Source organism: Chloroflexia bacterium SDU3-3 (assembly GCA_009268125.1).
Lineage (GTDB): Bacteria > Chloroflexota > Chloroflexia > Chloroflexales > Roseiflexaceae > SDU3-3.
On record WBOU01000005.1, the window covers coordinates 101,931 to 126,257 of the forward strand.

Genomic DNA, 24,327 nt, shown 5'->3' on the forward strand with positions numbered 1-24,327 from the left:
CGCCGCGCCCCAGGTCAATTTTTTTGGAGAACCCAATGCTGAACCTGAATGATTTTACCGCCGTCGTGTTCGACATGGATGGCGTGCTCTACCGTGGCAAGCAGCGCCTGGCGGGCGTGGCCGAGCTGCTGGCCTTCTTCGAGCAGCGCGGGGTGGCCTACGCCTGTGCCACCAACAACTCCACGCTCACACCGCAGCAGTACGAGCAGAAGCTGGCCGCCATGGGCATCGCAATGCCCGCCGAGAAGGTGATCACATCCTCGGTGGCCACGCGGCACTACCTGGAGGCCCAAGCCCCGCGCGGCACCAGGGTGGGCATGATCGGCATGGATGGGCTGCGCGACGCACTGTTTGGGGATGGCTACTTCGAGCCAGATCAGGTGGCCCCCAGCTACTATGTGGTGGGCATGAACTTCGAGGCGGGCTACGCCGACTTCCGCCAGGCCTGCAAGGCCATCCGCGCTGGGGCCGCCTTTGTGGGCACCAACGCCGACGCCACCTTCCCCGCCGAGGATGGCATCATCCCCGGCGCTGGCTCGCTGATCGCCCTGCTGGAGACAGCCACCGAGCAGCGCGCCCTGGTGATCGGCAAGCCGCAGCCCGCCATGTTCCACGCCGCCGTGGCCATGCTGGGCGCGCCGCCCGAGCGCACGCTCACCGTGGGCGATAGGCTCGACACCGACATCGCCGGGGCCAGCGCCGCAGGCCTGGCCACCGCCCTGGTGATGACCGGCGTCACCAGCCCTGCGGCGCTGGCGGCAAGCCCCCTTCAGCCCGATGCGGTGTACGCCGATCTGCCTGCCCTGCTGGCGGCGTGGCGGCAAGCCTAGCGGCCTCGGGCAGCCACAGCCGGTGCAGCATGGCCAGCTGACTGATGCCCTTCAGCTGGCGCTCGAACGGCTCGACCTGCGCTCGCTCGCGCTCGACCATCGCCCGCACCGCCTCGTCCTCCATCACCGCGCTGGAGAGCACGATGTCGCCGCCCAGGCTCTCGCCCTGGATGCGGGCGGCGGTGTTGACGGTGGAGCCGAAGTAGTCGAGCAGGCCGTTGGCATTCACCACAATGCACGGCCCACGGTGCAGCCCCAGCTTCACCCGCAGCGCCGGGCGGCCCTGCGCGATCTCGCCCAGCGTGAACTCGCGCTGGATGGCCACCGCCGCCTCGCCCGCGTCGCCTGCCGAGGGGAACACCGCCATCACCGCGTCGCCGATGGTCTTGACCAGGGTGCCGTGGCGCTCATCGATGATCCGCCGCATCAGCGCGAAGTGGTCGCGCACGCGGGCGTAGGCGGGCGCGTCGCCGATGCTGTCGTAGATCGCGGTCGAGTCCTTCAGGTCGCTGAATAGGAAGGTCATGGTGCGCACCGCCATGCCCACGCCCGGCGAAAGCACCTCGGAGGAAAACAGGGTGCGGAACTCGGCCATGGCCGTGACTATGGCCGCGCTGGCGGCGTAGGTGGTCCAGGTGCGCTCCTCCACCAGCACCAGCATGTCGGCGTCGGTGGGGTTGGCCAGCTGGATGCTGCCGCCGCCCGCCGCCAGCGTGGCGGTCGCCGTCGGGGCGGGCTGGCCCAGCGCCAGGGCCAGCTCGCCCGCGCCGCCCTCGCGCACATCCACATCGGCCTGCCCCGCCGCTCCCACGGCGCGGATGCGGTAGGCCCCCGGCGCAAGCCGCAGCGCCACATCGGCCTGCCCGCCCGCCGGAACCCGCAGCTGCGCCGCGATGTGGCGCGTGTTGGCCGGGCCGCCCACGCAGTAGGTCGCGTCGTAGGCCTCGCGGATGTCGGGGCTGACGCTGAAGCGCAGCTCCACCGCCTCGTCGAAGTTCAGGTGGTAGTGGATATTGCAGGCCGCGCAGTGGGCCTCGTGGGCCAGCTCGCCCAGCGTGGTGGCGCGCTCGGTGATGCCTCGGCAGCCGGGGCAGACCACATCCCACTCTAGATCGAGCAGCCCGGCGCGGGTGGCGTAGAGGCACAGCCGCAGCACCTCCTGCCGGTCGGCCCGCCACTGGTCGGCCAGCACGAAGGGCCGCATCTTCACCACATCGGCGTCGGCGGCGGTGCGGATGTGCTGCACCAGCGACTCGGCCAGCGGCCCGGCCACACCCAGCTGGGCCAGCCGCCCCTGGGCGGCCTGCAGCCGCGCCGCGCTCACCCTGGGCTGGCTGCGCGCGGGCGGGATGCGCCCCATCGCGGCGGCCCGCTCGAAGATGCGGTAGACCTTCAGCATGTCGTCCAGAAACTGGCGGGCCACCACCAGATGCGCGGCCAGCCAGCCAGCAAACCAGCGGCTCTCCACCACCACATCCACATCCACCCGCGTCTGCTGGCCCTGCGGCACCAGCGCGGTGCGCACCACCACCCGCGACACCGGAAACGGCGCGTCGAAGATCCGCTCGCTGACAAACCACTGCTCGAACACCCACTGGAAGGGCGGCTCGCGCCAGGCGACCGGCACGCCCATGTAGCGGGCGCGGATGGCCAGGGTGGCGTTCTCGCCCGCCTCCACGCGCTCGGAGGCAGGCAGACCCATCATCCGATTCACGCGGTTGGTGTCCGAGAGCAGCGGCCAGAGCGCCGCTGGCGTGCCATCCAGCACGATGCTGCGCTGGAAACGGGCGGTAGAAAATGACATGCGGGGCTTCTCCCTGTGGTTGCTATCGGCAGCGCTGTGTGGCCCACATGGATAAACGCAGTGCGCCGCCGCAATTTTCCCGCCGCGCCCTAGCTCTCGCTGGCGGCGGGCTTGCTCTGCTTCGACTGCAGGTCGAGCAGGCGGGTGTTCAGCTCGCTCACCTGGCCGGGGTCGGCTAGCACCCGCAGGTGGTCGCCCGCGCGGATCACGGTCGCGCCGCTGGGCACGATCTGCTCGCCGTTGCGCTCGATCAGGATGACCAGCACGTTATGCGGCAGCTCTAGGTCGCGGATAGTGCGCCCGCCCACCAGCGCGCCGATCGGCACCACCAGATCCAGCACGCGGCTCTCTGGCCCCACGCTGGGCACAAAGGCCAGCGAGTGGCGCTCCTCGCCCGGCTCGCGGCGGTTCAGGCCCAGCCAGCGCGCCACACGGGCGATGGTGGTGCCCTGCACCAGCACCGAGGCCAGCACGATAAAGAACACGATGTTGAAGATGAAGCTGGCGTGCGCCACCCCATCCAGCAGCGGGAAGGTGGCCAGCACGATCGGCACCGCGCCGCGCAGCCCGGTCCACGAGATCATCAGCTTCTCGCGCACACTCATGCCGCTGAAGGCCAGCGCCACAAAGACGCTGGCCGGGCGGGCCACAAAGATCAGCACCGCCGCGCCCAGCAGGCCCTGCCCGGCCAGCGGGATAACCTGCGAGGGGAAGACCTGCAGCCCCAGCGTGAGGAACATGGCGATCTGCATCAGCCAGGCGATCGCGTCGTGGAAGCGCACGATCGACTGGCGGCGCACCATGCGGCGATTGCCCATGGTGATGCCCGCCAGGTAGACGGCTAGGAAGCCATTGCCGTGCAGCAGCGAGGAGGCCCCAAACACCAGCATCACCGTGGCGATCGAGAGCACCGGGTAGAGCCCATCCACATCCAGGTGGATGCGGTTCATGGCCCAGGTCATAGCCCAGCCGATCCCGAAGCCCACCAGCGCGCCCAGCGCCATCTCCCAGAAGAACAGCGGCACCAGCCCGGCGATGGATGCGCCGGGGTGGATCAGCAGCTCGGTCAGCCCCACGGTCAGAAACACGGCGATCGGGTCGTTGCTGCCCGACTCCAGCTCGATCAGCGGCTCCAGCTGGCCCTTCAGGTGCACGCCGGTGGTGCGCAGCACCGAGAACACCGCCGCCGCATCGGTGGATGAGATGATCGAGCCGAGCAGCAGGCCCTCGCCCCAGCCCAGGCCCAGCACGTACTTGGCGAAGATGCCGAAGATGCCGGTGCTCACCAGCACGCCCACGTTGGCCAGCAGCAGGCCCTGGCGCAGCACCGGGCGGATGGCCTTCCAGTCGGTATCTAGCCCGCCCGAGAACAGGATGAAGGCCAGCGCCACCGTGCCGATGTTCTGGGCAAACTGGGCGTTGTCAAAGTAGATATTGCCAGGGCCGTCGGCCCCGATAAACATGCCGATGGCCAAGAACAGCAGCAGCGAGGGGATGCCAAAGCGGCTGGAAGCCTTGCTGGCGATCACGCTGGCAAGCAGCAGCAGCGCCCCAATAAAAAGCTGCTCTTCGATCGTGAACATCATATGCGCCTCTCTCTTCCACAGCGTAGCTACTCGAAACAGATGGTCATTTTGTGAGGCCAAACCTAGAGGTGTTTGGTGTGAGGTATGCCGCTATCGTACCAGCAGTTCTGGGCAGGCGTCAATCGCTACGATCAGGCCTTGCGGTGTATGTCGGCGAAGCCGCGCATATGCTGCTCAAAGGAGGAAATCTGCGCATATATGCAATTTCCACGAAATACCGATAGTTATTTTAGGTATCTTATACTTTTACCTACTATCAGCAATTAATGGCGCGTTGATTTACTCTTTATTACGCTTGAGAAATAAACAACGGCGGAAATCCGAGCGAGCTGGGTGGATGCCCTGCGCGGGCGGCGACTAGGGGCCAGCCCCTCGGAACCCCGCCAGGGGGCGATGCCTTCAACAGGTGTCACTTTTGCGGCGTTCCCATGCGTTTTTGGCAACCATGCACGATCGATGGCCGATGCACCGCATTGCCGTCATCGCACCCGACCCGATGATCGCAATGATCCGCCATGAGTGTAGGGGCGGATCTCGTGTCCGCCCCATTGCAACGCGCCGCAAGCATCGAGGCCCGATCCGATGCTTACGACACATCCCAATGCGTTCCACGCCGCGTTTCATCGCATGCATCGAATGCCCTGCGATGCGTGCGATGAAACACGGCGTGGGCGGGCACAAGACCCGCCCCTACAGCAATGATCACATGGCGTGCATGCCCGGCACGCCGTTTCATCCCGTGGGGCGCATCCCGACGCCCCGACCCAAGAAAGTGACACCTGTTAAAGGGCATCACTCTCATATGGTGCCGCTTTCTGCGGCTTCCCGAGGCGTTTTTGGTAAAAATATGCGTTGTCGTTGATTCGGCCAGGGTGCGCCTTCGTTGATGGCGGTTGTACTTGTTCGGTGGGTGGATGCCCTGCGCGGGCGGCGACTAGGGGCTAGCCCCTAGTAACCCCACGAGGGGGCGTTGCCCCCTTCGAACCCCCAATTTGAGGCGTTCCTATGCCATTTTCCTGGCGGCTGGGGTTCGTGCATATGGCTATTAAAACACTAGCGGCACCTTCGCCGCATGGGCCGGGTGGATGAGGATTCTTTGATCTTGCTTGCCCTGCACGCCCTGGTACGCTAGATGCCGTCCGCTATTGCATCCCGGTGCCCCACCCCAAAAAGCAACATCATGTTGTGACGCTCCCCCGACCCACACAGAGCTTCCCCCGACTCACACAGAGCTTCCCCCGACCCACACAGACCTTCCCCCGACCCACACAGATGAACGTTGTGATGATGTCCATGAAAACCATAGCGGCATGTTTGCCGTATGGATGGTGAATTGGCATGTATGCTCTTGGAGCCTTGGCAGCTTGGTGGCGAGCCGGTGTTCTTCCCTTCGTGTCTTCGCGCCTTCGTGGTATTCGTTTCCTTTCGTTCCTTGGGGTCTTGGTGGTGAAGAATCCTCGGCGTGCCGAGAGCGCCTGCGCCGCAAAACGAAAAGTGGTATCATGCCCGCGCAGCGCCGCTGAAGCGAAAGGAATACCTGTGACCCTTGTGTTACTGATCCGCCACGGCACCAACGACTGGGTCCACGGTCGGCTGGCGGGCTGGACGCCCGGCGTGCATCTGAACGACGCGGGCCGCCAGCAGGCCGCAGCACTGGCCACGCGGCTCACCGCCATCCCCCTGGATGCGATCTACGCCAGCCCGCTGGAGCGCACGCTGGAGACAGCGCGGGCCATCGCATCGCCGCGCGGCATGCCCATCCACATCTTGGATGCCCTGGGCGAGGTGAAGTATGGCGAGTGGCAGGGGGCCGAGCTAAAGGAGCTGTACAAGCACGAGCTGTGGCCCGGGGTGCAGCACTACCCCAGCGGCACGCGCTTCCCCGGCGGCGAGACCCTGGGCGAGTCGCAGGCCCGCATGGTGGCGGCGGTGGACACCCTGCGCGGGCGGCACCCCAAGGGCATCATCGCCGTGGTCTCGCACGCCGACATGATCCGGCTGGCGCTGGCCCACTACATCGGCATCCACACCGACCTATTTCAGCGGCTTGAGATCCTGCCGTGCGCCCTGAGCGCGGTAGCCTTCACGCCAGCCGGCCCGCGCCTGCTGGCCTATAACGATACGGGGTCGCTTGAGCACCTGCGGCCAAAGCCCGAGGAGCCAAAGCCCGAGCAGCCCGCCGAGCAGGCGCAGCCCGCACCTGCCCCCGAGGCCGCGCCCGAGGCCGCGCCCGAGCGATAGACCCGGCGTTCTACAACAACCCTATGAGCATGGAAGATTTCACCTACGACCTCGATCCGGTGAGCCGGATCACCATAAACGCCGTCGGAAAGCCAGGCCAGCGCACCTTCTACATCCAGGCGCGGCGCGGGCCACAGCTGGTGTCGGTGGTGGCCGAAAAAGAGCAGGTGCAGGCCCTGGCCCAGCACATCGAGCAGTTCCTTGAGGAGCTGACCGAGAAAAACCCGCTGCTCTCCGCATCCGACGAGTTCCTGCTGATCAGCGACATGAGCCTGGAGGAGCCGCTGGAGCCAGCCTTCCGCGTGGCCCAGATCGGGCTGGGCTACGACGAGGCGCGCGATATGGTCATCCTGCTGCTGCAGGGCCTGGATGATGAGGACAACGCCCCCACCGCGCGCATGAGCGCCACCCGCGAGCAGATGCGGGCCCTGAGCCAGCACACCCAGCAGGTGGTCTCCAAGGGCCGCAAGATCTGCGGCAACTGCATGCGGCCCATCGACCCCGAGGGCCACTTCTGCCCGCGCATGAACTAGCGGGCCTTGCGGCGCGAAGAATCTAGGCGATCGCTGCAGAGCATACGGAACGGAAAGCCATGAGCGAATCATACGAGATCTCGGTGAGCAGCGTCCTAGAGCTTCTGGCCAAGGGCGAGATGGAGATCCAGGGCATGCTGCCCTACAGCAGCAACTACACGCTGCTGGCGCTGGTGCGCAGCGAGGGCCTGCAGGGTCTGGGCGTCTACAAGCCACGGCGCGGCGAGCGCCCGCTGTGGGATTTCCCCGACGGCACGCTGTGCCAGCGCGAGGTGGCGGCCTATGTGCTGTGCCAGGCGCTGGGCTGGCAGCTGGTGCCGCCCACGGTGCTGCGCGATGGACCCTTCGGCATCGGCTCGCTGCAGCTCTACATCGACTGCGACAGCGAGGCCCACCTGCTGACCATGCAGAAGGAGGGCGGCTACGAGTGGCAGATCGAGCAGCTGGCCGCCTTCGACTACCTGGCCAACAACGCCGACCGCAAGAGCGGCCACTGCCTGAAGGGCAGCGACGGCAGGCTGTGGGCGATCGACCACGGCATCTGCTTCCACAGCGAGATGAAGCTGCGCACGGTGCTGTGGGATTTCGCGGGCGCGCCGCTGCGGCCCGACATCCTAGCCGACCTGCAGTCGCTGGCCCAGCGCCTGGCCCCCGGCGACCCCAGCTACGACATGCTGGCCCAGCTGCTGGAGCCGGACGAGCTGCGGGCGCTGCAGCGCAGGCTCAACCGGCTGGTGAATACCGGCTGCCACCCCGAGCCGGGGCCGGGCCGCAACATCCCCTGGCCGCCCGTATAGCCACGCCCGCCCCCCAAGATATGGTATACTCTGCCAAATTGATCCTCTTGGGAGCAATGAGCGCAGGATCAGAGTCGATCGCAGGCTCTCGATCTGCTGCGCTCTTTTTATTTCTAATACATCTTTAGAGAGATGGGGAGGAGCCTCGTGGATCAGCGTTTGGGAACCCCAGAGCGCCCGGTGCGCATCGCCATTATCGGCGCAGGGCCAGCGGCCTTCTACTCGGCAGAGGCGCTGCTCAAGCAGAAAGACCTCAGCTACAGCATCGACTTCTTCAACCGATTCCCGACCCCGTTCGGGCTCGTGCGCGAGGGCGTCGCCCCCGACCACCAGTCGATCAAGGCCGTGACCCGCGTGTACGATAAGATCGCGGCATTGCCCAACGTGCGCTACTTCGGCAATGTCACCTTTGGCCTCGATGTGACCCACGAGGATCTTGCCCCGCTCTACGACCAGATCATCTACGCGGTGGGCGCGCAGTCCGACCGCAAGATGGGCATCACGGGCGAAGATCTGGCCGGCAGCTTCCCGGCCACCCAGTTTGTGGGCTGGTACAATGGCCGCCCCGACTATGTCGACTTCGACTTCGACCTCTCGGTCGAGCGCGTGGTGGTAGTGGGCAACGGCAACGTGGCCATGGATGTGACCCGCATCCTGGTGGCCGACCCCGAGGAGCTGGCCAAGACCGACATCGCCGACCACGCGCTGGCCAAGCTGCGCAGCAGCAAGGTGCGCGAGGTGGTGATGCTGGGGCGGCGCGGCCCGGCCCAGGCCGCCTTCACCAACCCCGAGCTGAAGGAGTTCGGCGAGCTGCACGGCGTGGACGTGCTGGTCGACCCCGCCGACCTTGAGCTGGACCCGGTGAGCGCCGAGACGGTGGCCAGCGACAAGACGGCGGCCAAAAACGTGGACATGCTGCGCAACTACGCCGCCAATGGCGAGAAAGGCTCGCCGCGCCGCATCATCATGCGCTTCCTCAGCTCGCCGGTGGAGATCATCGGCAAGGATGGCAAGGTCGCGGCGGTGGTGGTCGAGCGCAACCAGCTAGAGGCCGACTCGCGCGGCGGGCTGCGGGCCAAGGGCATCGGCTCGTTCGAGACGATCGAGGCCGGCATGGTGCTGCGCTCGGTGGGCTACAAGGGCGTGCCGCTGGCCGGTGTGCCCTTCGACGATTCGACCAGCACGATCGCCAACGTGGCGGGCCGCGTGGTGCGCGAGGGCACCGGCGAGCCAGTGCCCGGCGAGTACGTGGTGGGCTGGATCAAGCGCGGCCCCTCCGGGATCATCGGCACCAACAAGCCCGATGCCGTGGCCACGGTGAACGCCATGGTCGAGGATCTGGCCACGCTGCCCGGCATCGCCGACGACCAGCGCGACCCGGCCAAGATCGTGGCGCTGCTGGATGAGCGCAAGCCCGACTACGTGACCTGGGAGGGCTGGAAGACGCTGGACGCCTACGAGACCAGCCGGGGTGCCGAGCAGGGCCGCCCGCGCGTGAAGGTGACCCGCGTCGACGAGATGCTGGCCCAGATCAACCAGGGCTAGAAACGCCGAGCGGCGGCGGCCAAACATGGCCGCCGCCGCTCGCATATGTGGTGGGGACGGAGAGACTTGAACTCTCACGCTTTGCAGCACTAGATCCTAAGTCTAGCGCGTCTGCCGATTCCGCCACGTCCCCATATCAGGCTGTTGGGATTGTACCATATGCATGGCGCTTGGGCAAGTCGCCGCGCGGCCCGTGCCTATCGTGCGGTATTCCCACACCTCATCTTGCGCATTGCAAGGCCCCGAGCAGCCGCCCCTACCCAGATACGATGACGAGACACGCTATGAGAGCACTCTTCCGCTGGCATGCCCCTAGCCAGGCCCAGGGCTGGCAGGTGGAGGCCCGCGCCGCGTTCCGCGAGCTGATCAGCCCGGTGGTCGCGCCGGCGCAGCCCTTTGACGAGGCCATCCCCAGCTGGGCGGCAGCCACCCCCGGCGAGAGCTGGGTGGATGTGGCGCTGCGCGTGCGCCAGGGCGACACCTGGTCGGGCTTCTACCAGCTGGCCCGCTGGGATGACCGCGCCGAGGGCAGCAGGCGCACCAGCTTTGGCCCGCAGCGCGACGCCCACGCCAGGGTCGAGATCGACACGCTGGCGGCATCCGCGCCCTGCGCGGCGGCCCAGGCGCGCATCCGGCTCTACGGGCAGGCCGCGATCCACAGCTTCAGCCTAGCGCTGAGCGCGCCCCAGCCGCCCGAGCCCAGCGCCCCGCCCGCCACGGGCGTGCTGGCCGTGCCGCCGCGCTCGCAGCTGGCCTACGCCGACGGCGCGGGCTGGTGCAGCCCCACCAGCGTGGCCATGGTGCTGGGCTACTGGCACCAGCGCACTGGCCAGGCGCAGCTCGCGCCCTTCCAGCACCAGTCGGCCATCCCGCAGATCGCCGCGCCGCGCTGCTACGACCCCAACTACCAGGGCACCGGCAACTGGGCCTTCAACACCGCCTTCGCGGCCACCGCCGGGCTGGATGCCTACGCCGCCCGGCTGCACAGCCTGGCCGAACTAGCCCCGCTGCTGCGCGACGGCGTGCCGCCCATCCTCAGCATCGCGTGGGAGGATGGCCAGCTGGACGGCGCGACCGACAGCTCAAGCGGCGGACACCTGATCGTACTCACCGGCCTCGATGACGAGGGCGGTGCGCACGTGGCCGACCCAGCAGCCCCCAGCATCGCCGAGGTGCACCGGTGCTACCGCGCCGACCAGCTCGAGCGCGTGTGGCAGGGCGGCTCGCAGGGCCTGGTCTATATTATCCACCCCCACGGCTGGGTTGCCGAGCCGAAAGGAGTATGCCCCTGAGGCACAATTCTTGCTTGAGGCGATGGTATGACCTATGCCCAACATCCATGGAGCGCAAACATGGACACCGAGACCGAGCGACGGAGGGCCTACGTCGAAGCACTGATCATCCGCCTGCGTCGGCACTACGCCGAGCGCGTGCCGCTCCCCAATCGACACGATCAGGAGGAGGAAGGCATCTCGCTCCAGCTGCTGCAGCGGCTCTACCGCTATGTGACATCCGAGGGCTACGGCGAGTAGACAGCTAAACTGCTCTTTTTCTTTTTTCGTATCGCCGCCGTGCCCCGCCGCGTGATGTGCGCACAGAGCTGCCGCCACGCGGTGATCACAATCTTTTCACCTTGGGCCGAAAACTGGCCCAGCACACGTATATATTCTCAAAGGCCCTTGCGCACACGCCCCGGCAGCCGCCGAGAAACGATCCCAAGGGCCTCGCATTGTTTCGGCGACGGGGGCGCACTGTGCGCCTCGCCAGGGCCGGGGCATGATCCTGCGGACATGCCGGGGATCAGAACAGGAGATCACATGCAGTACCGTACCCTTCGACCCGCTCTTGTGGGCATCGTGGCGCTCGCGATCACGGCCTGCGGCAGCAGCGCCGCCACGCCCGCCACGGTGGTGCCCGCCACCGCAGCGGTAGCCGCCACTGCGGTGGTCGAGCCGACCACCGTGGTCGAGGCCACTACCGAGGTCGAGCCGACCGCCGAGGTCGAGGCCACCGCCGAGGCCGGAGCCACCGCCGAGGCCAGCACCGGCGCAGGCGCCGCGCTGCCCGCCGACTGGCAGCGGATCGAGGTCAGCGGCGAGGGCTTCGCCGTGGCGCTGCCGCCCGAGTGGGAGCAGATCGACCTGAGCGACCCCAACCTGACTAGCAGCCTGAACGACGTGCTGAAAAACAACCCCGAGCTGGGCGAGCAGTTCCAGGGCCAGGTCGAGTCTATGGCGCAGGCTGGCATCAAATTCTTCGCGTTCGACGCATCGGCGGATGGCACCAAGGATAACTTCACCACCAACATCAACATCATCAAGCAGGCCATCGGCATGGAGATGCCAATCGAGACGATCGAGCAGGCCAACATCGAGCAGATCAAGTCGGCCCTGAAGACCGAGGACATCGAGAGCACGCGCATGACGCTGCCCGCTGGCGAGGCCGTGATGCTGCGCTACACGCCCACGATGGCCACCGGCGCAGAGGGCACCAGCACCACCGCGTCGATCACGCAGTACATCATCATGGCGGGCACCGACATGTACGTCATCTCGCTGACCACCGGCCCCGACCGCACCGAGGAGTACAAAGACTCCTTCGACCAGATCGGCCAGGGCTTCGAGATCGTCAAGTAGGCCTCTCGGCGCGCGCATCGCTTGGTGCGCGCGCCCTCCCCTCGGTCTCCTGCGCATCGGGCCTTCCCCCACCCTCACCTCTCCCTCCCCACGTAGCATTACACCTTTCTGACGTAGAGACCCTTTTGTTTCTTGGTGTCTTGGAGTCTTGGTGGTAAAGAATCTTCGATGTGTTAAAAATGCATCGGCCAAGCCCCAGCATCCCCGCTGCAACACATGGCCCCACATCTTGTACAATACCCTGCGGCGGCGCACCCGACCCGCCCCAAGAACATGTACACAACGGAGCCATGCGTGTTATCTCAACTTCGTGGAAAGATCATTCTTGCCGCCCTGATCGGCCTAGTCGTCGTGGCGGCGCTTGGGCTATTTAGCGACATACGCCAGGTGGGCGATAGCTTCCGCCACTTCAACTGGGCCATGCTGCCCGCCATCCTGGGCTTCACGGTGCTCAACTACCTGCTGCGCTGGCTCAAGTGGGACTACTACCTGCGCAAGATGAACATGGGCCACGGCGTCAGCTACGCCGACAGCGGCCTGCTGTTCACCAGCGGCATGGTGATGGCGGTGACGCCGGGCAAGGTGGGCGAGGTGCTCAAGTCGTTCCTGCTGCGCACAATCAACGGCACGCCGGTGGCGCAGTCGGCCCCGATCGTGCTGGCCGAGCGCCTGACCGATGGCCTGGCCATGCTGCTGCTGATGGGCCTGGGGCTGACGCTCTACCCACCCGCGCGGCCCGCCTTTGTGCTGCTGCTGGTGCTGAGCGTCGCGGGCATCATCGTGCTGCAGTTCCGCCCGCTGTGCGAGCGCCTGCTGGCGCTGCTGGCCCGCATGCCGGTGGTGGGCAAGCTGGCCCCCAAGATCGCCACGATCTACGAGAGCACCCACCAGCTGCTCTCGTGGCAGCTGCTGCTGGTCTCCACCATCATCAGCGTGGTCTCGTGGTTTGGCGAGTGTGTGGCCATGTACTACGTGCTGCGCGGCCTGGGCATCGACCCCTCCTGGCTGCTGCTGCTGGTCGCCACCTTTGTGTTCGCCGCATCCACGCTGTTCGGGCTGGTCTCGTTCCTGCCCGGCGGCCTGGGCGTGTCCGAGGCGTCGAGCACGGGCATGCTGGTGCTGCTCATCCCTGGGCTGGCGGCGGGCGGGGCCACCACGGCCACGCTGATCATCCGCTTCTGCACGCTGTGGTTTGGCGTCAGCCTGGGCGCTGTCGCCCTGGCCATGCTCAGCCGCCGCTACCGTTTCGATGAGGCCCCGCCCGCCGACGACCCCAGCGTCACGGCGGACGCCTCGCTCTAGGAGCCTATGCAACGACTACACCACTCCCTGCTGGCGATCTGCGCCGCCCTGGCGCTGTGCCCTGCGCTCGCCGCGTGCGGCGCGAGCCAACTGCTGGTCAACTCCACCCCCGCCACGCTGGTGCTCGACCGCAGCAGCGGCGCGGATGTGAGCTTTAGCTACAACGTGGGCCGGGCGGCCAAGATCTGGGTATATGTGGATGATGCCCAGGGCACCCGCTACACCCTACGCGAGGGCGAGCCGCGCACGCCCTCGGGTACGCCCTACACCATGCGGTTCGACGGCACCGCGCCCAGCACTGGCACGCCCGACGTGCTGCAGCGCGCCCTGCCGAGCGGCGAGTACACCTACACCATCCAGGCCAAGGCCGACGACGGCGGCGAGCAGGCCGAGCGCCAGGGCAAGCTCACCATCACCGGCACCGACACCCCGCCACCCTCGGTCGAGAACCTGACCGTATCGCCCGCCACCATCTCGCCCAACGCCGACGGCATCGACGACCAGGCCGAGATCAGCTACCAGCTGCCGATCACCGCCACCGTCGATCTGAGCATCGCGCGGCCCGACGGCGGCAATACCATCCCGATCATCACAGGCGAGCAGCAGGAGCCGACCCCACACACCGCGCTGTGGAACGGCAAGACCAGCGATGGCGCTATTTTGCCCAATGGCGTGTACACCTATACGCTGCGGGTGCAGGATGCGCTGGGCAATATCGTGCAGCGCAGCGGGCCGATCACGATCGTGGAGAGCGGCCAGCCCGAGGCGACGATCACCTACAGCAACATCGCGCCCGCCCGGATCGAGCTGGGCGACACCATCACCGTCACGCTGCGCGTCAAGAACACCGGCGACGTGCCCATCCGCACCTACGGCCCGGCATCCGGCTACACCTACACCACCAACGATGTCTTCTCGTCGATCGAGCAGGGCAAGTACGTGCAGAAATCGGGCGGGTTCTGGCGCGTGGGCGTGGACTGGGATGGCAACACCAGCGCCGGGCCGCGCCGCTACCCCTACCGCTGGGCGATCACGCCGCGCACGCCCGACAAGTGGCAGGTGCCCTACCAGGAAGATCTGCTGCTGCCCGGCGAGGAGGCCGAGGTGATCGGGCGGATACAGGTCGACCAGCCCGAGAACAAGATGGGGTTCTACGTGGGCCTCACCTGGGATGGCGTGGGTTTCCGGCAAGATCGCGTGGGACGCCAGATAGTAGAGGTGGGCTTCTAGGCCATGGCGCAGCGGCGGGCAGCCGATCGGGGCGCGCCGAAACGGCCAGATCGATGCACCAAGATCACAGTTGCATGCTGATTCGCACGAATTGCCATAATCTGCTATAATGCGTCCGGCTGTTATTTGGCTACAACGGCAGGCACCGCCAGCCTGTACGCGGTTTACGAGAAAAGGAGCATTTCTCATGGCGCTTGAGAAGGACGACAAGAGCACAATTATCACCGGCTACCGCACCCACGAGAGCGACACTGGCTCGCCGGAGGTGCAGGTTGCGCTGCTCACCGAGCGGATCAACCAGCTGATCGAGCACCTGAAGACCCACATCCACGACCACAACTCGCGGCGTGGTCTGCTGAAGCTCGTCGGCCGCCGCCGCCGCCTGCTGGCCTATGTCAAGAGCAAGGACACAGATCGCTACCGCGCGCTCATCGAGCGGCTCGGTCTGCGCGACTCGCTCTCGCAGCGCGGTCGATAGGTACCTATGGCGCAGCAGGCAATGATTCGATGGGGGTTTGTGAAGATCAGCTATTGGCATGGCCCTGCTGCGTAACACGGTGTGTACAAGCCCGGGGGATCGCATTCCCCGGGCTTGTGTTATACCACCCCTGGTGTGGTTTCCCCTAGCCCGCGCCCATGGCGCAGCGGCCCTAGGTAATAGGTTTTGAGGAAGTACAAGCCGAGCGGACTGTTAGGGATTGGAGAGCGCGCTTGAGCACAGATTCGAGCGCGGCCTCCAGTGCCTAACACCTCTCGGCGGGCTGCAAAGGGCAGCCAGTCTGAAGGAGAACATATGACAGAGCGAAAGGTTTACTCGGTCAGCACCGAGATCGCCGGGCGGACACTGACGATCGAGACCGGGCGGCTTGCCGAGCAGGCCAGCGGCGCAGTCACCGTGCGCTACGGCGACACCGTGCTGCTGGCCACCGTGGTGGGCGGCGACGCGCGCGAGGGCGTGGATTTCTTCCCCCTCACCGTCGACTACGAAGAGAAGATGTACGCCGCTGGCAAGATCCCGGGCAGCTTCTTCAAGCGCGAGGGCAAGCCCACCGAGACCGCAACCCTGATCTCGCGGCTCACCGACCGCCCGCTGCGCCCGCTCTTCCCCAAGGGCTACCGCAACGACGTGCAGGTGATCATCAACACCTTCTCGGTGGACATGATCAACGACCCCGGCCCGCTCGCCATCATCGGCGCGTCGGCGGCGCTGGCGATCTCCGACATCCCGTTCAAGGGGCCGGTGGGCGCGGCGCTGGTGGGCCACATCGACGGCGCGATCGCGATCAACCCCGAGATGCCCGAGATGGCCAACAGCCGGCTCGACCTGGTGGTGGCCGGCACCAAAGACGCCGTGCTGATGGTCGAGGCCGGTGCCTACGAGCTGACCGAGGACGAGATGCTCGACGGCGTGGTCAAGGGCCACGAGATCTGCAAGCAGATCTGCGAGCTGCAGGAGCAGCTGGTGGCGCTGGTGCAGCCGGTCAAGAAAGAGTTCGTCGCGCCGCTGGCCGACAACTCGCTTGAGCAGGCCGTGGCCGGCTACATGGGCGCTCGCCTGCGCGAGTCGCTAAACAACCCCGACAAGCTGGCCCGCCAGACCGCCACCGACGCCCTTGAGGCCGATGTGCTCGCCCACTTCACCGCCGATGAGCCGGAGGAAGAGATCGAGAGCCGCAAGAAGGCCGTCAAGAAGGTGTTCGACGCACTGGTGAAGGAGGAGGTCCGCTCGGCCATCCTGGAGCGCGGCCAGCGCGTGGATGGGCGCAGCGTCACCGAGATCCGCCCGATCAGCATCGACGTGGGCATCCTGCCCCGCGTGCACGGCACCGGCCTGTTCACCCGCGGCCAGACCCAGGTGCTCACCATCACCACCCTGGGCGCGCCCGGCGAGGAGCAGCGACTGGATGACCTGGGCATCGAGACCTCGAAGCGCTACATCCACCACTACAACTTCCCGCCCTACTCCACCGGCGAGGCCCGCCCGCTGCGCGGCCCCAAGCGCCGCGACATCGGCCACGGCGCGCTGGCCGAGCGCTCGCTGATCGCGGTGCTGCCCGATGAGAACGAGTTCCCGTACACCCTGCGGCTCGTCTCCGAGGTGCTGTCCTCCAACGGCTCCTCATCCATGGCATCGGTCTGCGGCTCCAGCCTCTCGCTGATGGACGCGGGCGTGCCGATCAAGCGCCCGGTGGCCGGCGTGGCCATGGGCCTGATCACCGGCGAGAATGGCCGCTGGCAGGTGCTGACCGACATCCAGGGCGTCGAGGACGCGCTGGGCGATATGGACTTCAAGGTGGCGGGCACCAGCGAGGGCGTCACCGGCCTGCAGATGGACATCAAGACCACCGGCATCACCTACGATATCATGCGCCAGGCCTTCGCCCAGGCCCGCGATGGCCGCCTGTTCATCCTGAACAAGATGACCAGCGTGCTCAGCGCCCCGCGCGAGGAGCTCTCGCCCTACGCGCCGCGCATCATCACCCTGCAGATCAACCCCGACAAGATCGGCGCGCTGATCGGGCCGGGCGGCAAGACCATCCGCAGCATCACCGAGGCCACCGGCGCTTCGATCGATGTGGAGGACGATGGCCGCGTGTTCATCGCCACCGCCGACGGCGAGGCCGCCAAGCGCGCCGTGTCGATGGTGGAGGCCCTAACCCGCGAGATCAAGGTGGGCGATGTGTTCCTGGGCAAGGTCGTGCGCATCATGCCGTTCGGCGCGTTCGTCAACCTGGTCCCCGGCAAGGACGGCATGGTCCACGTCTCCGAGCTTGACACCAAGCGCGTGGAGAACGTCGAGGATGTCGTGAAGATGGGCGACGAGATCAACGTGATGGTGATCGGCATCGAGCAGGGCACCGGCAAGGTCAGCCTCTCGCGCCGCGCCATCCTCTCCGGCGAGTCGCCGGAGGACCGGATCGCGGCTGGCGCTGGCAAGGGCATCGGCCCGCGCAACGGCGGCGGCGACCGTGGCCCGCGCGAGGGTGGCGAGCGACGCGGCCCGCCCCGCGCCGATGGCGACCGCCCCCGCCCCCGGCGGCGCGACGAGCGCTAGGCCCCATACTCGACGACGAAATACGAAACTGAAGGTGAAGGACGAAGGCTTCCCGCATTCGTCCTTCATCCTTTGTTGGAAGGTATACTTTGAGCTTTACACAGTTTTCGCTAGACGAGCGCCTGCTCCACACCGTGCAGGTCGCTGGATACACCGAGCCGACCCCCATCCAGAAGGCCGCCATCCCGGTGGCGCTCACCGGCGTGGATATGATCGGCACCGCCCAGACCGGCACCGGCAAGACGGCGGCCTTTGTGCTGCCCATCCTGCAGAAGCTGCTGCGCGGCCCCCGCAACATCCACCGCGCCCTGATCGTCACCCCCACCCGCGAGCTGGCCGAGCAGATCAACGATACGGTCAAGGCCCTGGCCAAGGGCACCGGCCTGCGCAGCGCCACCATCTACGGCGGCGTCTCCATGCTCCCGCAGGAGCAGGCCCTGCGCAGCGGGGTCGAGATCCTAGTGGCCTGCCCTGGGCGGCTTCAGGATCACATCGACCGCGGCACCGCGCGCCTGGGCGGGATCGAGGCCCTAGTGCTGGATGAGGCCGACCGCATGTTCGACATGGGCTTCCTGCCCGCCGTGCGCCGCCTGCTCAGCCACCTGCCCAAGGCCCGCCAGACCATGCTGTTCTCGGCCACCTTCCCGCCGGATGTGGAGGCCCTGGCCTCGGCGGCGCTCAGCAAGCCCCAGCGCGTATCGGTGAACCTGAGCGCGCCCGCCAGCACGGTGAGCCACGCTATCTACCCGGTGCCCTCGCACCTGAAGACCAAGATGACCATGGCCATGCTGGAAGATCTGGTCGAGGACGCGCAGTCCATCCTGATCTTCACCCGCACCAAGCACCGCGCCAACCGCCTGATGCAGCAGATCGGGCGCGAGGGCTACAAGGTGACAGTGCTGCACAGCAACAAGAGCCAGAACCAGCGCCTGGCCGCGCTGGATGGCTTCAAGAAGGGCCTGTTCCAGATCATGGTCGCCACCGACATCGCGGCGCGCGGCATCGATGTGCAGAGCATCACCCACGTGATCAACTACGACATCCCCGACACGGTCGACGCCTACATCCACCGCATTGGCCGCACGGGCCGCGCCGAGCGCGAGGGCGACGCCATGACGCTGGTGACGGATGAGGACAGGGCCACCGTCAAGGCGATCGAGAAGGTGATGGGCCGCCCGCTGGAGCGCAAGCAGCTGGACGGGTTCGACTACAACGCCGCCGCGCCCGCGCCAGAGCCAGTGGTGCAGCCCCAGCGCCCGCCGCGCCAGGGCCGCCCGCAGGCCCAGCGCGATAGCGCGCCGCGCAGCCAGCAGCCCAAGCGCGACAGCGCGCCGCGCAGCCCGCAGGCCCAGCGCGACAGCGCGCCGCGCAGCCAGCAGCCCAAACGCCAGGGTAGCGCGCGCGGCCAGCGAAGCCAGGGCGGTGCGCGCCCATCCGGCTCGCGCAACGCCAGCTAGCACGCCCGCCGCAGCCGAACGGCCCGCCCTCTTGTGGGGCGGGCCGTTTTGCATGCGCCCGCCGTACCCAACTGCACCACATGATACGCGTGCTGCACTTTGCTCCCTTCGCACCTTCGTGCCTTCGCATCTTCGTGGTAAATTGGTTCTTTTGCACCTTGGAGTCTTGGTGGTAAAGAATCTTCGGCGAGTGGAGAGGTAGGCTTTCCAGCGGGCAGACAGTATGCTATTGTATGGGCCGGATCCGCACGATGTTCACGAGTTTCACCCATGCGCTCGATAAGCACACGTTTTGCCCGCATCCCGCGCGCCGCCGCGATCGCCATCCTGGCCGCGCTGGCGCTGCTGATCATCTACGGCTTCTTCTGCCAGTACGAGGCGCTCTCCGAGACGGTGGTCAACAAGCCGCGCAACAACAACACCGATATCGCGCTGTACTACCAGATCGTCGAGCGCATGCGGCAGGGCGAGGGCTACTACCAGGCCACCGGCACCAGCATGCGCTTCTACGGCTACACCACCCGGCCCTTCCTCACCTGGCGGCTGCCCACCGAGGCCACGCTGCTGGCTACGCTGCCCTCGCTGGGGCTGGCGCGGGCGCTGCTGGGGCTGCTGGCGCTGGCCGTGCTGGCGGCATGGGTGGCCCGCCTGCGCGAGGTGAAGAAGACCGCGCTCTGGTTCGCCGCCAGCATCCTGATACCGGGTACGGCGCTCATCCTCAGCTTTGGCAAAGACGCGATCGTGTTCCACGAGCTGTGGTCGGCGCTGCTGATCGCGCTCTCGCTGGCGCTGCGCCAGCCTGGCCGCTGGCTGCCCAGTGTCCTCGTAGGAACCCTGGCCCTGCTCTTCCGCGAGATGGCGCTGCCCTACCTGGGTATTATGCTGCTGCTGGCGTGGCGCGAGGGCCAGCGGCGCGAGGCGCTGGCGTGGCTGGCCGGGCTGGCCGTGGGCGCGGCCTACATCGCCTGGCACGCCGCCACCGTCACCCCGCTGATGGACCCGGCGGCGGAGAGCAAGGGCTGGCTGGCCTTCGGCGGCTGGAGCTTCGCGCTGGCCACCGCGCAGTGGAACATCCTCACGATCACGCTGCCGCGCTGGGTGGTGCCGGTGATCGTGCCGCTGGCGCTCGTGGGGCTGGCCGGCTGGAAGGGCGAGACCGGCACCCGCGCGGCGCTGACCCTAGGCATCCTGATGGCCGCCTTCATGGTGGTGGGTCACCCCACCAATATCTACTGGGGCCTGATGTACGCGCCGCTGCTGCCCCTGGGCTGGCTGTTCTGCCAGCCCGCCCTGCGCGACCTGTGGGATGCGGCCTGGCCGCGCAAGAAGAAAATCGTCTCCAGCGGGCTGGGCGGGCTATAACCCTCTGTCAAACAAAACGCGGCCCCCAGGTGCTACAGCAGCACCTAGGGGCCGCGCCGTGTGCGGCCCCTAGCGGGCGGCGGGCATGTCGCGGCGGCCCGCCCTAGCCCCCGGCACCGCCACCGCCGCCAGGATCTCCTGCATCACCGCGCTGGCCGAGACACTGCGGATGCGCGCCGCCGGGCTGATGATCATGCGGTGGCCCAGCACCGGCACCGCCAGCGCCTTCACGTCGTCGGGGATGACGTAGTCGCGGCCCTGCAGCGCGGCGCGGGCCTGCGCGGTGCGGTAGAGCGCCAGCGAGCCGCGCGCGCTGGCCCCCAGGTAGACATCCTCGTGGTGGCGGGTGGCGGTGGTGAGCGAGACGATGTACTCCTCGATCAGCTCATCCACATAGATCGCCTTGATCTGCTCCTGCAGATCCAGCAGCACGGTGTCGCTGGCCACCTGCGCCAGGGTGTCGATCGGGTGCTGCTGGCGCTGGCGGCGCAGCATGGTGATCTCATCCATGCGCTCGGGGTAGCCCAGGTTGATGCGCAGCAGGAAGCGGTCGAGCTGGGCCTCGGGCAGCGGGAAGGTGCCCTCGTACTCGATCGGGTTCTGGGTGGCCAGCACGATGAAGGGCTGGGGCAGCGCGTGGGTGGTGCCGTCCACGGTGATCTGGCGCTCCTCCATAGCCTCCAGCAGGGCGCTCTGGGTCTTGGGCGTGGCGCGGTTGATCTCGTCCGCCAGAACGATCTGGGCCATCACCGGGCCGGGGCGAAACTCAAACTCGCGGCTCTGCTGGTTGAAGATCGATATGCCGGTGACATCGGACGGCAGCAGATCGGGGGTGAACTGGATGCGCTTGAACACGCAGCCGATCGAGCGCGCGATCGCCTTGGCCAGCGTAGTCTTGCCGGTGCCAGGCACATCTTCCAGCAGCACATGGCCCTTGCACAGCAGCGCCACCAGCACCAGATCCACGGCCTTGCGCTTGCCGACGATCACCTGCTCGACATTTTCTATGACACGGTCTGCCACCTGTTTGACACTCTCCATGGAACCTCTTGTGCTCTATTCAGGTGTGGCGGGAATGTATGGTGCGAATTGGGACATGGCAAGTATAACATGGCGCATTGGGGAGCGGCGCGCTAGAGCGGGTAGGAGAGCACCGTCTGGCTCTCGCCGGTGCGGCGGAAGCCGAACCACTCGTAGAGCCGCTGGGCGGCGCGGTTTTCCTGCTGGGTGTTGAGCGTGATCGACTCGGCCCGGCTGCGCTCGGCGAAGGCCACGACCTCGGCCAGCAGCCGCACGCCCACCTGCTGGCCGCGCGCGCCGGGGTCGACCGCGATGCGCACCAGATGCACCAGCATGCCCTGGAAGTGGCTGGTGACGAAGGCGTAGCCCACCGGCAGATCATCCAGCTCGGCGATCAGGAACAGCGGCTGCTCGACGATCGCCGGGCCGAGGATGCCCTCATCCTTGGCCCACTGCGGATCGAAGCACAGCCGGTCGAGCGCCACCACGGCGGGCAGGTCGGAGAACAGCGCCTTGCGCACCCGCACGCGCCCGTTCCCCGGCGAGGGAACCGCGAAGCCGTGCTTTTCGTACACTACCACATCGGTCTGCCGCACCCAGCCGCGCGCCAGCAGGGCAGGCTGCAGCCAGGTGTCGGCGGACAGGTCGCCCGCGTAGAACAGCCGGGCCACGCCGCGCTGATGCGCGATGTCGGCCAGCGGCGGCAGCAGGGCCTCCAGCCCGGCGGGCACGGGCACGCTGTCGGCCAGGGCCACAGCCCGCAGCCAGGCCACATGCTGCACTGGCCAGCCCGCCACTACGGCCCCCAGCACATCCGCGCCCAGGGCCAGCGCCACGGCGGGGGCGCCGCCGAGCAGCGCGGGCAGGTCGGCGCTGGCGGCGGCTAGGAAGCGGTGGGACTGGTCGCGCAGCATGCGCGAGATCGCGGTGATGTCCTCGGGCGCGCACGGGCGCACCGTCGCCTGGCTGAGGTCGAGCGGACGGCGAAAGAATGGCATAGTCAACTTCTTCTTGTGGATGGCGCGGCTGCCGCTGCGGCGGCCCCTCTGGCTGTAGTATACACGATAGGATCTTTGCTATGCAGTGGCTTTTTGGCCTGCTTGGGCTGGGCGCGGCCCTGGCCGCCGTGGCGGCGCAGGATGCCGCGCGCATGCGAGCCACGCCCCAGCTGCCCCAGGCTGCCTCAGCGGCGGGCGGGCGCATCTCGGTGCTCATCCCCGCTCGCGACGAGGCCGGGCGGATCGGGGCATGCCTGGGGGGGCTGGCCCACCAGCGCCTGCGCGCCTGCGAGGTGATAGTGGTGGATGACGCCTCGACCGACGGCACCGCCGATGTGGCCCGCGCCCACGCGGCGGCGCTGCCCGAGCTGCGCGTGCTGGCGGGCCAGCCGCTGCCGCCGGGCTGGGCGGGCAAGTGCTGGGCCTGCTGGCAGGCCGCCCAGGCCGCGCGCGGCGAGTGGCTGCTGTTCCTCGACGCCGATGTGGTGCCCGCCCCTGGGCTGCTGGCCGACGCGCTGACCCACGCCCAGCGCGCCGACGCACTGACCCTGATGCCGCGCCAGACCCTCGTCACGCTGGCCGAGCGCCTGCTGGTGCCCGCCTTCCACACCATCCTCTATAGCCTCTACCCGCTGGCCGCCGTGGGCGACGCTAGCTCGCCGCTGGCGCTGTTTAACGGCCAGGCCATCCTCATCCGCCGCGAGGTGTACCAGGCCACCGGCGGGCACCGCAGCGTGCGCGCCAGCGTGCTGGAGGATGCCGACTACGCGGCGGTGGTGAAGGGCGCAGGCTACCGCATACGCGCCGCCGAGGCCTTCGGGCAGCTGTCGGCGCGCATGTACACGGGCTGGCCCGACGCGCTGGAGGGGCTGGGCAAAAACGCAGTGGCTGGGGCGCGCAGCGGCGGGCCGCGCAGCGCCTGGGTGGGCCTGCGCCAGGGGCTGCTGGCCTTCGGGCCGTGGTGGGCTATGGCGGCGGCGCTAGCGGCTGGCCCGCCGCTGGCGGCGGCGGGTGCGCTGGCCCTGGCCGCGCTGGCCGCCGCCCACGTGGGCTGGCTCTACCACCGGCGCTATGGCCTCGCACCGTGGTGGGGGCTGGCCTACCCGCTGGGCCTGGGCATCTACTACGCGGTGGCGCTGCGCGGGCTGCTGCGGGTGCGCGGCGGGCGCGGCGTGCGCTGGAAGGGCCGCGTGCTGGACGGGCGCTAGGGGGCCGATGGCCTAGTTCTTGCGCAGAGGAGGCAGAGCCAAAAGGAGAACTGCAATGACTGAGCAAGAGCCGCAGACCATCGTCGCGCTGTTCGCGGCGCTGCCCGCCGCCACCACGGCGCTCGACGCGCTGCAGGCCGCCGGGCTGCCCTACACCAGCCTAGCCCTGCGCGAGCAGCGCCCCGACGACCCCGGCCTGCCCGCGCAGGCCCAGCAGGCCCAGCAGCTGTGGTCCGTCGCCGCCAATGTCGGCGGGCCGCTGCACCAGCGCGCCTACGATCTCCTCCGCGACCACGGGCCGCTGGCGCTCGGCCATAGCCGGGCCGACGCCCGCCCCGAGGCCACGCGCGGCAGCATCGCCTGGGGCCACTATGTATTCGAGACCAGCGCCCCCACCAACCCGATCGGCGATTCCGCCGGGACCACCGGCGTGAGCGGCGTGGCCACCAGCGGCATATTCGCCAGCGACGCGCTGGCCGAAGATCGCCCCGCCGACTAGGGCCGATGCGTTCTTGAGCCACCAAAGTTTCTTTACCACGAAGACGCGAAGGTTTTATCACTTTGTTTCGAATCTCCATGCCGTCGTAGAGAGTGGATTCCTAGGTTCCTTGGAGTCTTGGTGGTAAAAGAATCGGCGCGCTGTCGAAAACGCATAGACTCTAGCCGCCAACGCCGCAGGGTGACATCGGCCCCCGTTTGTGCTAGCATAGCTCGCAGAGCAAA

Annotated in this window: 20 protein-coding genes and 1 tRNA gene; 16 read left to right on the plus strand and 5 right to left on the minus strand. The window is 67.5% G+C overall.

Annotated elements, in window-relative coordinates:
- Nucleotides 1-35: 35 nt before the first annotated feature.
- Complete coding sequence (locus tag F8S13_09790; GenBank protein KAB8143304.1) at nucleotides 36-830, plus strand: HAD-IIA family hydrolase; 795 nt, start codon at nucleotides 36-38, stop codon at nucleotides 828-830.
- Here F8S13_09790 and F8S13_09795 read toward each other — a convergent pair.
- Together F8S13_09795 and F8S13_09800 are read right to left on the minus strand one after the other, a co-directional pair.
- Nucleotides 736-2,634: an adenylate/guanylate cyclase domain-containing protein gene (locus tag F8S13_09795; GenBank protein ID KAB8143305.1), complete on the minus strand. Its 1,899-nt coding sequence runs from the start codon at nucleotides 2,632-2,634 to the stop codon at nucleotides 736-738. The two genes, F8S13_09790 and F8S13_09795, sit on opposite strands and share 95 nt — an antisense overlap.
- A gap of 89 nt (nucleotides 2,635-2,723) precedes the next feature.
- Nucleotides 2,724-4,217, minus strand: coding sequence for a potassium/proton antiporter (locus F8S13_09800; protein KAB8143306.1), 1,494 nt, complete (start codon nucleotides 4,215-4,217; stop codon nucleotides 2,724-2,726).
- 1,341 nt (nucleotides 4,218-5,558) lie between these two features.
- Between F8S13_09800 and F8S13_09805 the strand changes: the two genes are divergently transcribed.
- From F8S13_09805 to F8S13_09820, 4 genes are all read left to right on the plus strand, one after another.
- The gene (locus F8S13_09805) at nucleotides 5,559-6,461 is read left to right on the plus strand and encodes an MSMEG_4193 family putative phosphomutase (protein ID KAB8143307.1); all 903 of its coding nucleotides are present in this window, start codon (nucleotides 5,559-5,561) and stop codon (nucleotides 6,459-6,461) included.
- Nucleotides 6,462-6,490: 29 nt separating this feature from the next.
- Nucleotides 6,491-6,994, plus strand: coding sequence for a DUF3090 family protein (locus F8S13_09810; protein ID KAB8143569.1), 504 nt, complete (start codon nucleotides 6,491-6,493; stop codon nucleotides 6,992-6,994).
- A gap of 59 nt (nucleotides 6,995-7,053) precedes the next feature.
- The gene (locus tag F8S13_09815; GenBank protein KAB8143308.1) at nucleotides 7,054-7,791 is read left to right on the plus strand and encodes an SCO1664 family protein; all 738 of its coding nucleotides are present in this window, start codon (nucleotides 7,054-7,056) and stop codon (nucleotides 7,789-7,791) included.
- Between the two features lie 147 nt (nucleotides 7,792-7,938).
- Nucleotides 7,939-9,336 (plus strand): NADP oxidoreductase, encoded by a 1,398-nt coding sequence (locus tag F8S13_09820; protein KAB8143309.1) that lies wholly within the window; start codon nucleotides 7,939-7,941, stop codon nucleotides 9,334-9,336.
- Between the two features lie 48 nt (nucleotides 9,337-9,384).
- Here F8S13_09820 and F8S13_09825 read toward each other — a convergent pair.
- Nucleotides 9,385-9,469 (minus strand) — tRNA-Leu (locus tag F8S13_09825).
- Nucleotides 9,470-9,605: 136 nt separating this feature from the next.
- Here F8S13_09825 and F8S13_09830 point away from each other — a divergent pair.
- The 9 genes from F8S13_09830 (at nucleotide 9,606) to F8S13_09870 (ending at nucleotide 20,378) form a co-directional block, all read left to right on the plus strand.
- Complete coding sequence (locus F8S13_09830; protein ID KAB8143310.1) at nucleotides 9,606-10,628, plus strand: peptidase C39 family protein; 1,023 nt, start codon at nucleotides 9,606-9,608, stop codon at nucleotides 10,626-10,628.
- 60 nt (nucleotides 10,629-10,688) lie between these two features.
- Complete coding sequence (locus F8S13_09835; GenBank protein ID KAB8143311.1) at nucleotides 10,689-10,868, plus strand: hypothetical protein; 180 nt, start codon at nucleotides 10,689-10,691, stop codon at nucleotides 10,866-10,868.
- A gap of 285 nt (nucleotides 10,869-11,153) precedes the next feature.
- Nucleotides 11,154-11,972, plus strand: a complete 819-nt coding sequence (locus F8S13_09840; GenBank protein KAB8143312.1) for a hypothetical protein — start codon at nucleotides 11,154-11,156, stop codon at nucleotides 11,970-11,972.
- A 294-nt stretch (nucleotides 11,973-12,266) separates the two neighbouring features.
- Entirely contained in the window at nucleotides 12,267-13,274 is a 1,008-nt protein-coding gene (locus tag F8S13_09845; protein KAB8143313.1) for a flippase-like domain-containing protein, read from the plus strand.
- A gap of 6 nt (nucleotides 13,275-13,280) precedes the next feature.
- Entirely contained in the window at nucleotides 13,281-14,504 is a 1,224-nt protein-coding gene (locus F8S13_09850) for a hypothetical protein (GenBank protein ID KAB8143314.1), read from the plus strand.
- Nucleotides 14,505-14,691: 187 nt separating this feature from the next.
- Nucleotides 14,692-14,982, plus strand: coding sequence for a 30S ribosomal protein S15 (gene rpsO / locus F8S13_09855; protein KAB8143315.1), 291 nt, complete (start codon nucleotides 14,692-14,694; stop codon nucleotides 14,980-14,982).
- A gap of 315 nt (nucleotides 14,983-15,297) precedes the next feature.
- Nucleotides 15,298-17,559: a polyribonucleotide nucleotidyltransferase gene (gene pnp / locus F8S13_09860; protein KAB8143316.1), complete on the plus strand. Its 2,262-nt coding sequence runs from the start codon at nucleotides 15,298-15,300 to the stop codon at nucleotides 17,557-17,559.
- Between the two features lie 89 nt (nucleotides 17,560-17,648).
- On the plus strand, nucleotides 17,649-19,016 hold the full coding sequence (locus F8S13_09865; GenBank protein KAB8143317.1) for a DEAD/DEAH box helicase: 1,368 nt from the start codon (nucleotides 17,649-17,651) through the stop codon (nucleotides 19,014-19,016).
- A 270-nt stretch (nucleotides 19,017-19,286) separates the two neighbouring features.
- Nucleotides 19,287-20,378, plus strand: a complete 1,092-nt coding sequence (locus F8S13_09870) for a hypothetical protein (protein KAB8143318.1) — start codon at nucleotides 19,287-19,289, stop codon at nucleotides 20,376-20,378.
- 69 nt (nucleotides 20,379-20,447) lie between these two features.
- On the opposite strand, the gene F8S13_09875 is transcribed toward F8S13_09870, so the two are convergent.
- Together F8S13_09875 and F8S13_09880 are read right to left on the minus strand one after the other, a co-directional pair.
- Entirely contained in the window at nucleotides 20,448-21,419 is a 972-nt protein-coding gene (locus F8S13_09875) for a MoxR family ATPase (protein ID KAB8143319.1), read from the minus strand.
- 92 nt (nucleotides 21,420-21,511) lie between these two features.
- A complete protein-coding gene (locus tag F8S13_09880) occupies nucleotides 21,512-22,396 on the minus strand; it encodes a GNAT family N-acetyltransferase (protein KAB8143320.1) in 885 nt (294 codons plus the stop codon).
- 80 nt (nucleotides 22,397-22,476) lie between these two features.
- Here F8S13_09880 and F8S13_09885 point away from each other — a divergent pair, with 80 nt between their 5' ends.
- Both F8S13_09885 and F8S13_09890 read left to right on the plus strand, forming a co-directional pair.
- Complete coding sequence (locus tag F8S13_09885; protein ID KAB8143321.1) at nucleotides 22,477-23,604, plus strand: glycosyltransferase; 1,128 nt, start codon at nucleotides 22,477-22,479, stop codon at nucleotides 23,602-23,604.
- Nucleotides 23,605-23,659: 55 nt separating this feature from the next.
- Nucleotides 23,660-24,103 carry a hypothetical protein gene (locus F8S13_09890; protein ID KAB8143322.1) on the plus strand — a complete coding sequence of 148 codons (444 nt, stop codon included), beginning with the start codon at nucleotides 23,660-23,662 and terminating at the stop codon, nucleotides 24,101-24,103.
- The last annotated feature ends 224 nt before the right edge of the window (nucleotides 24,104-24,327 follow it).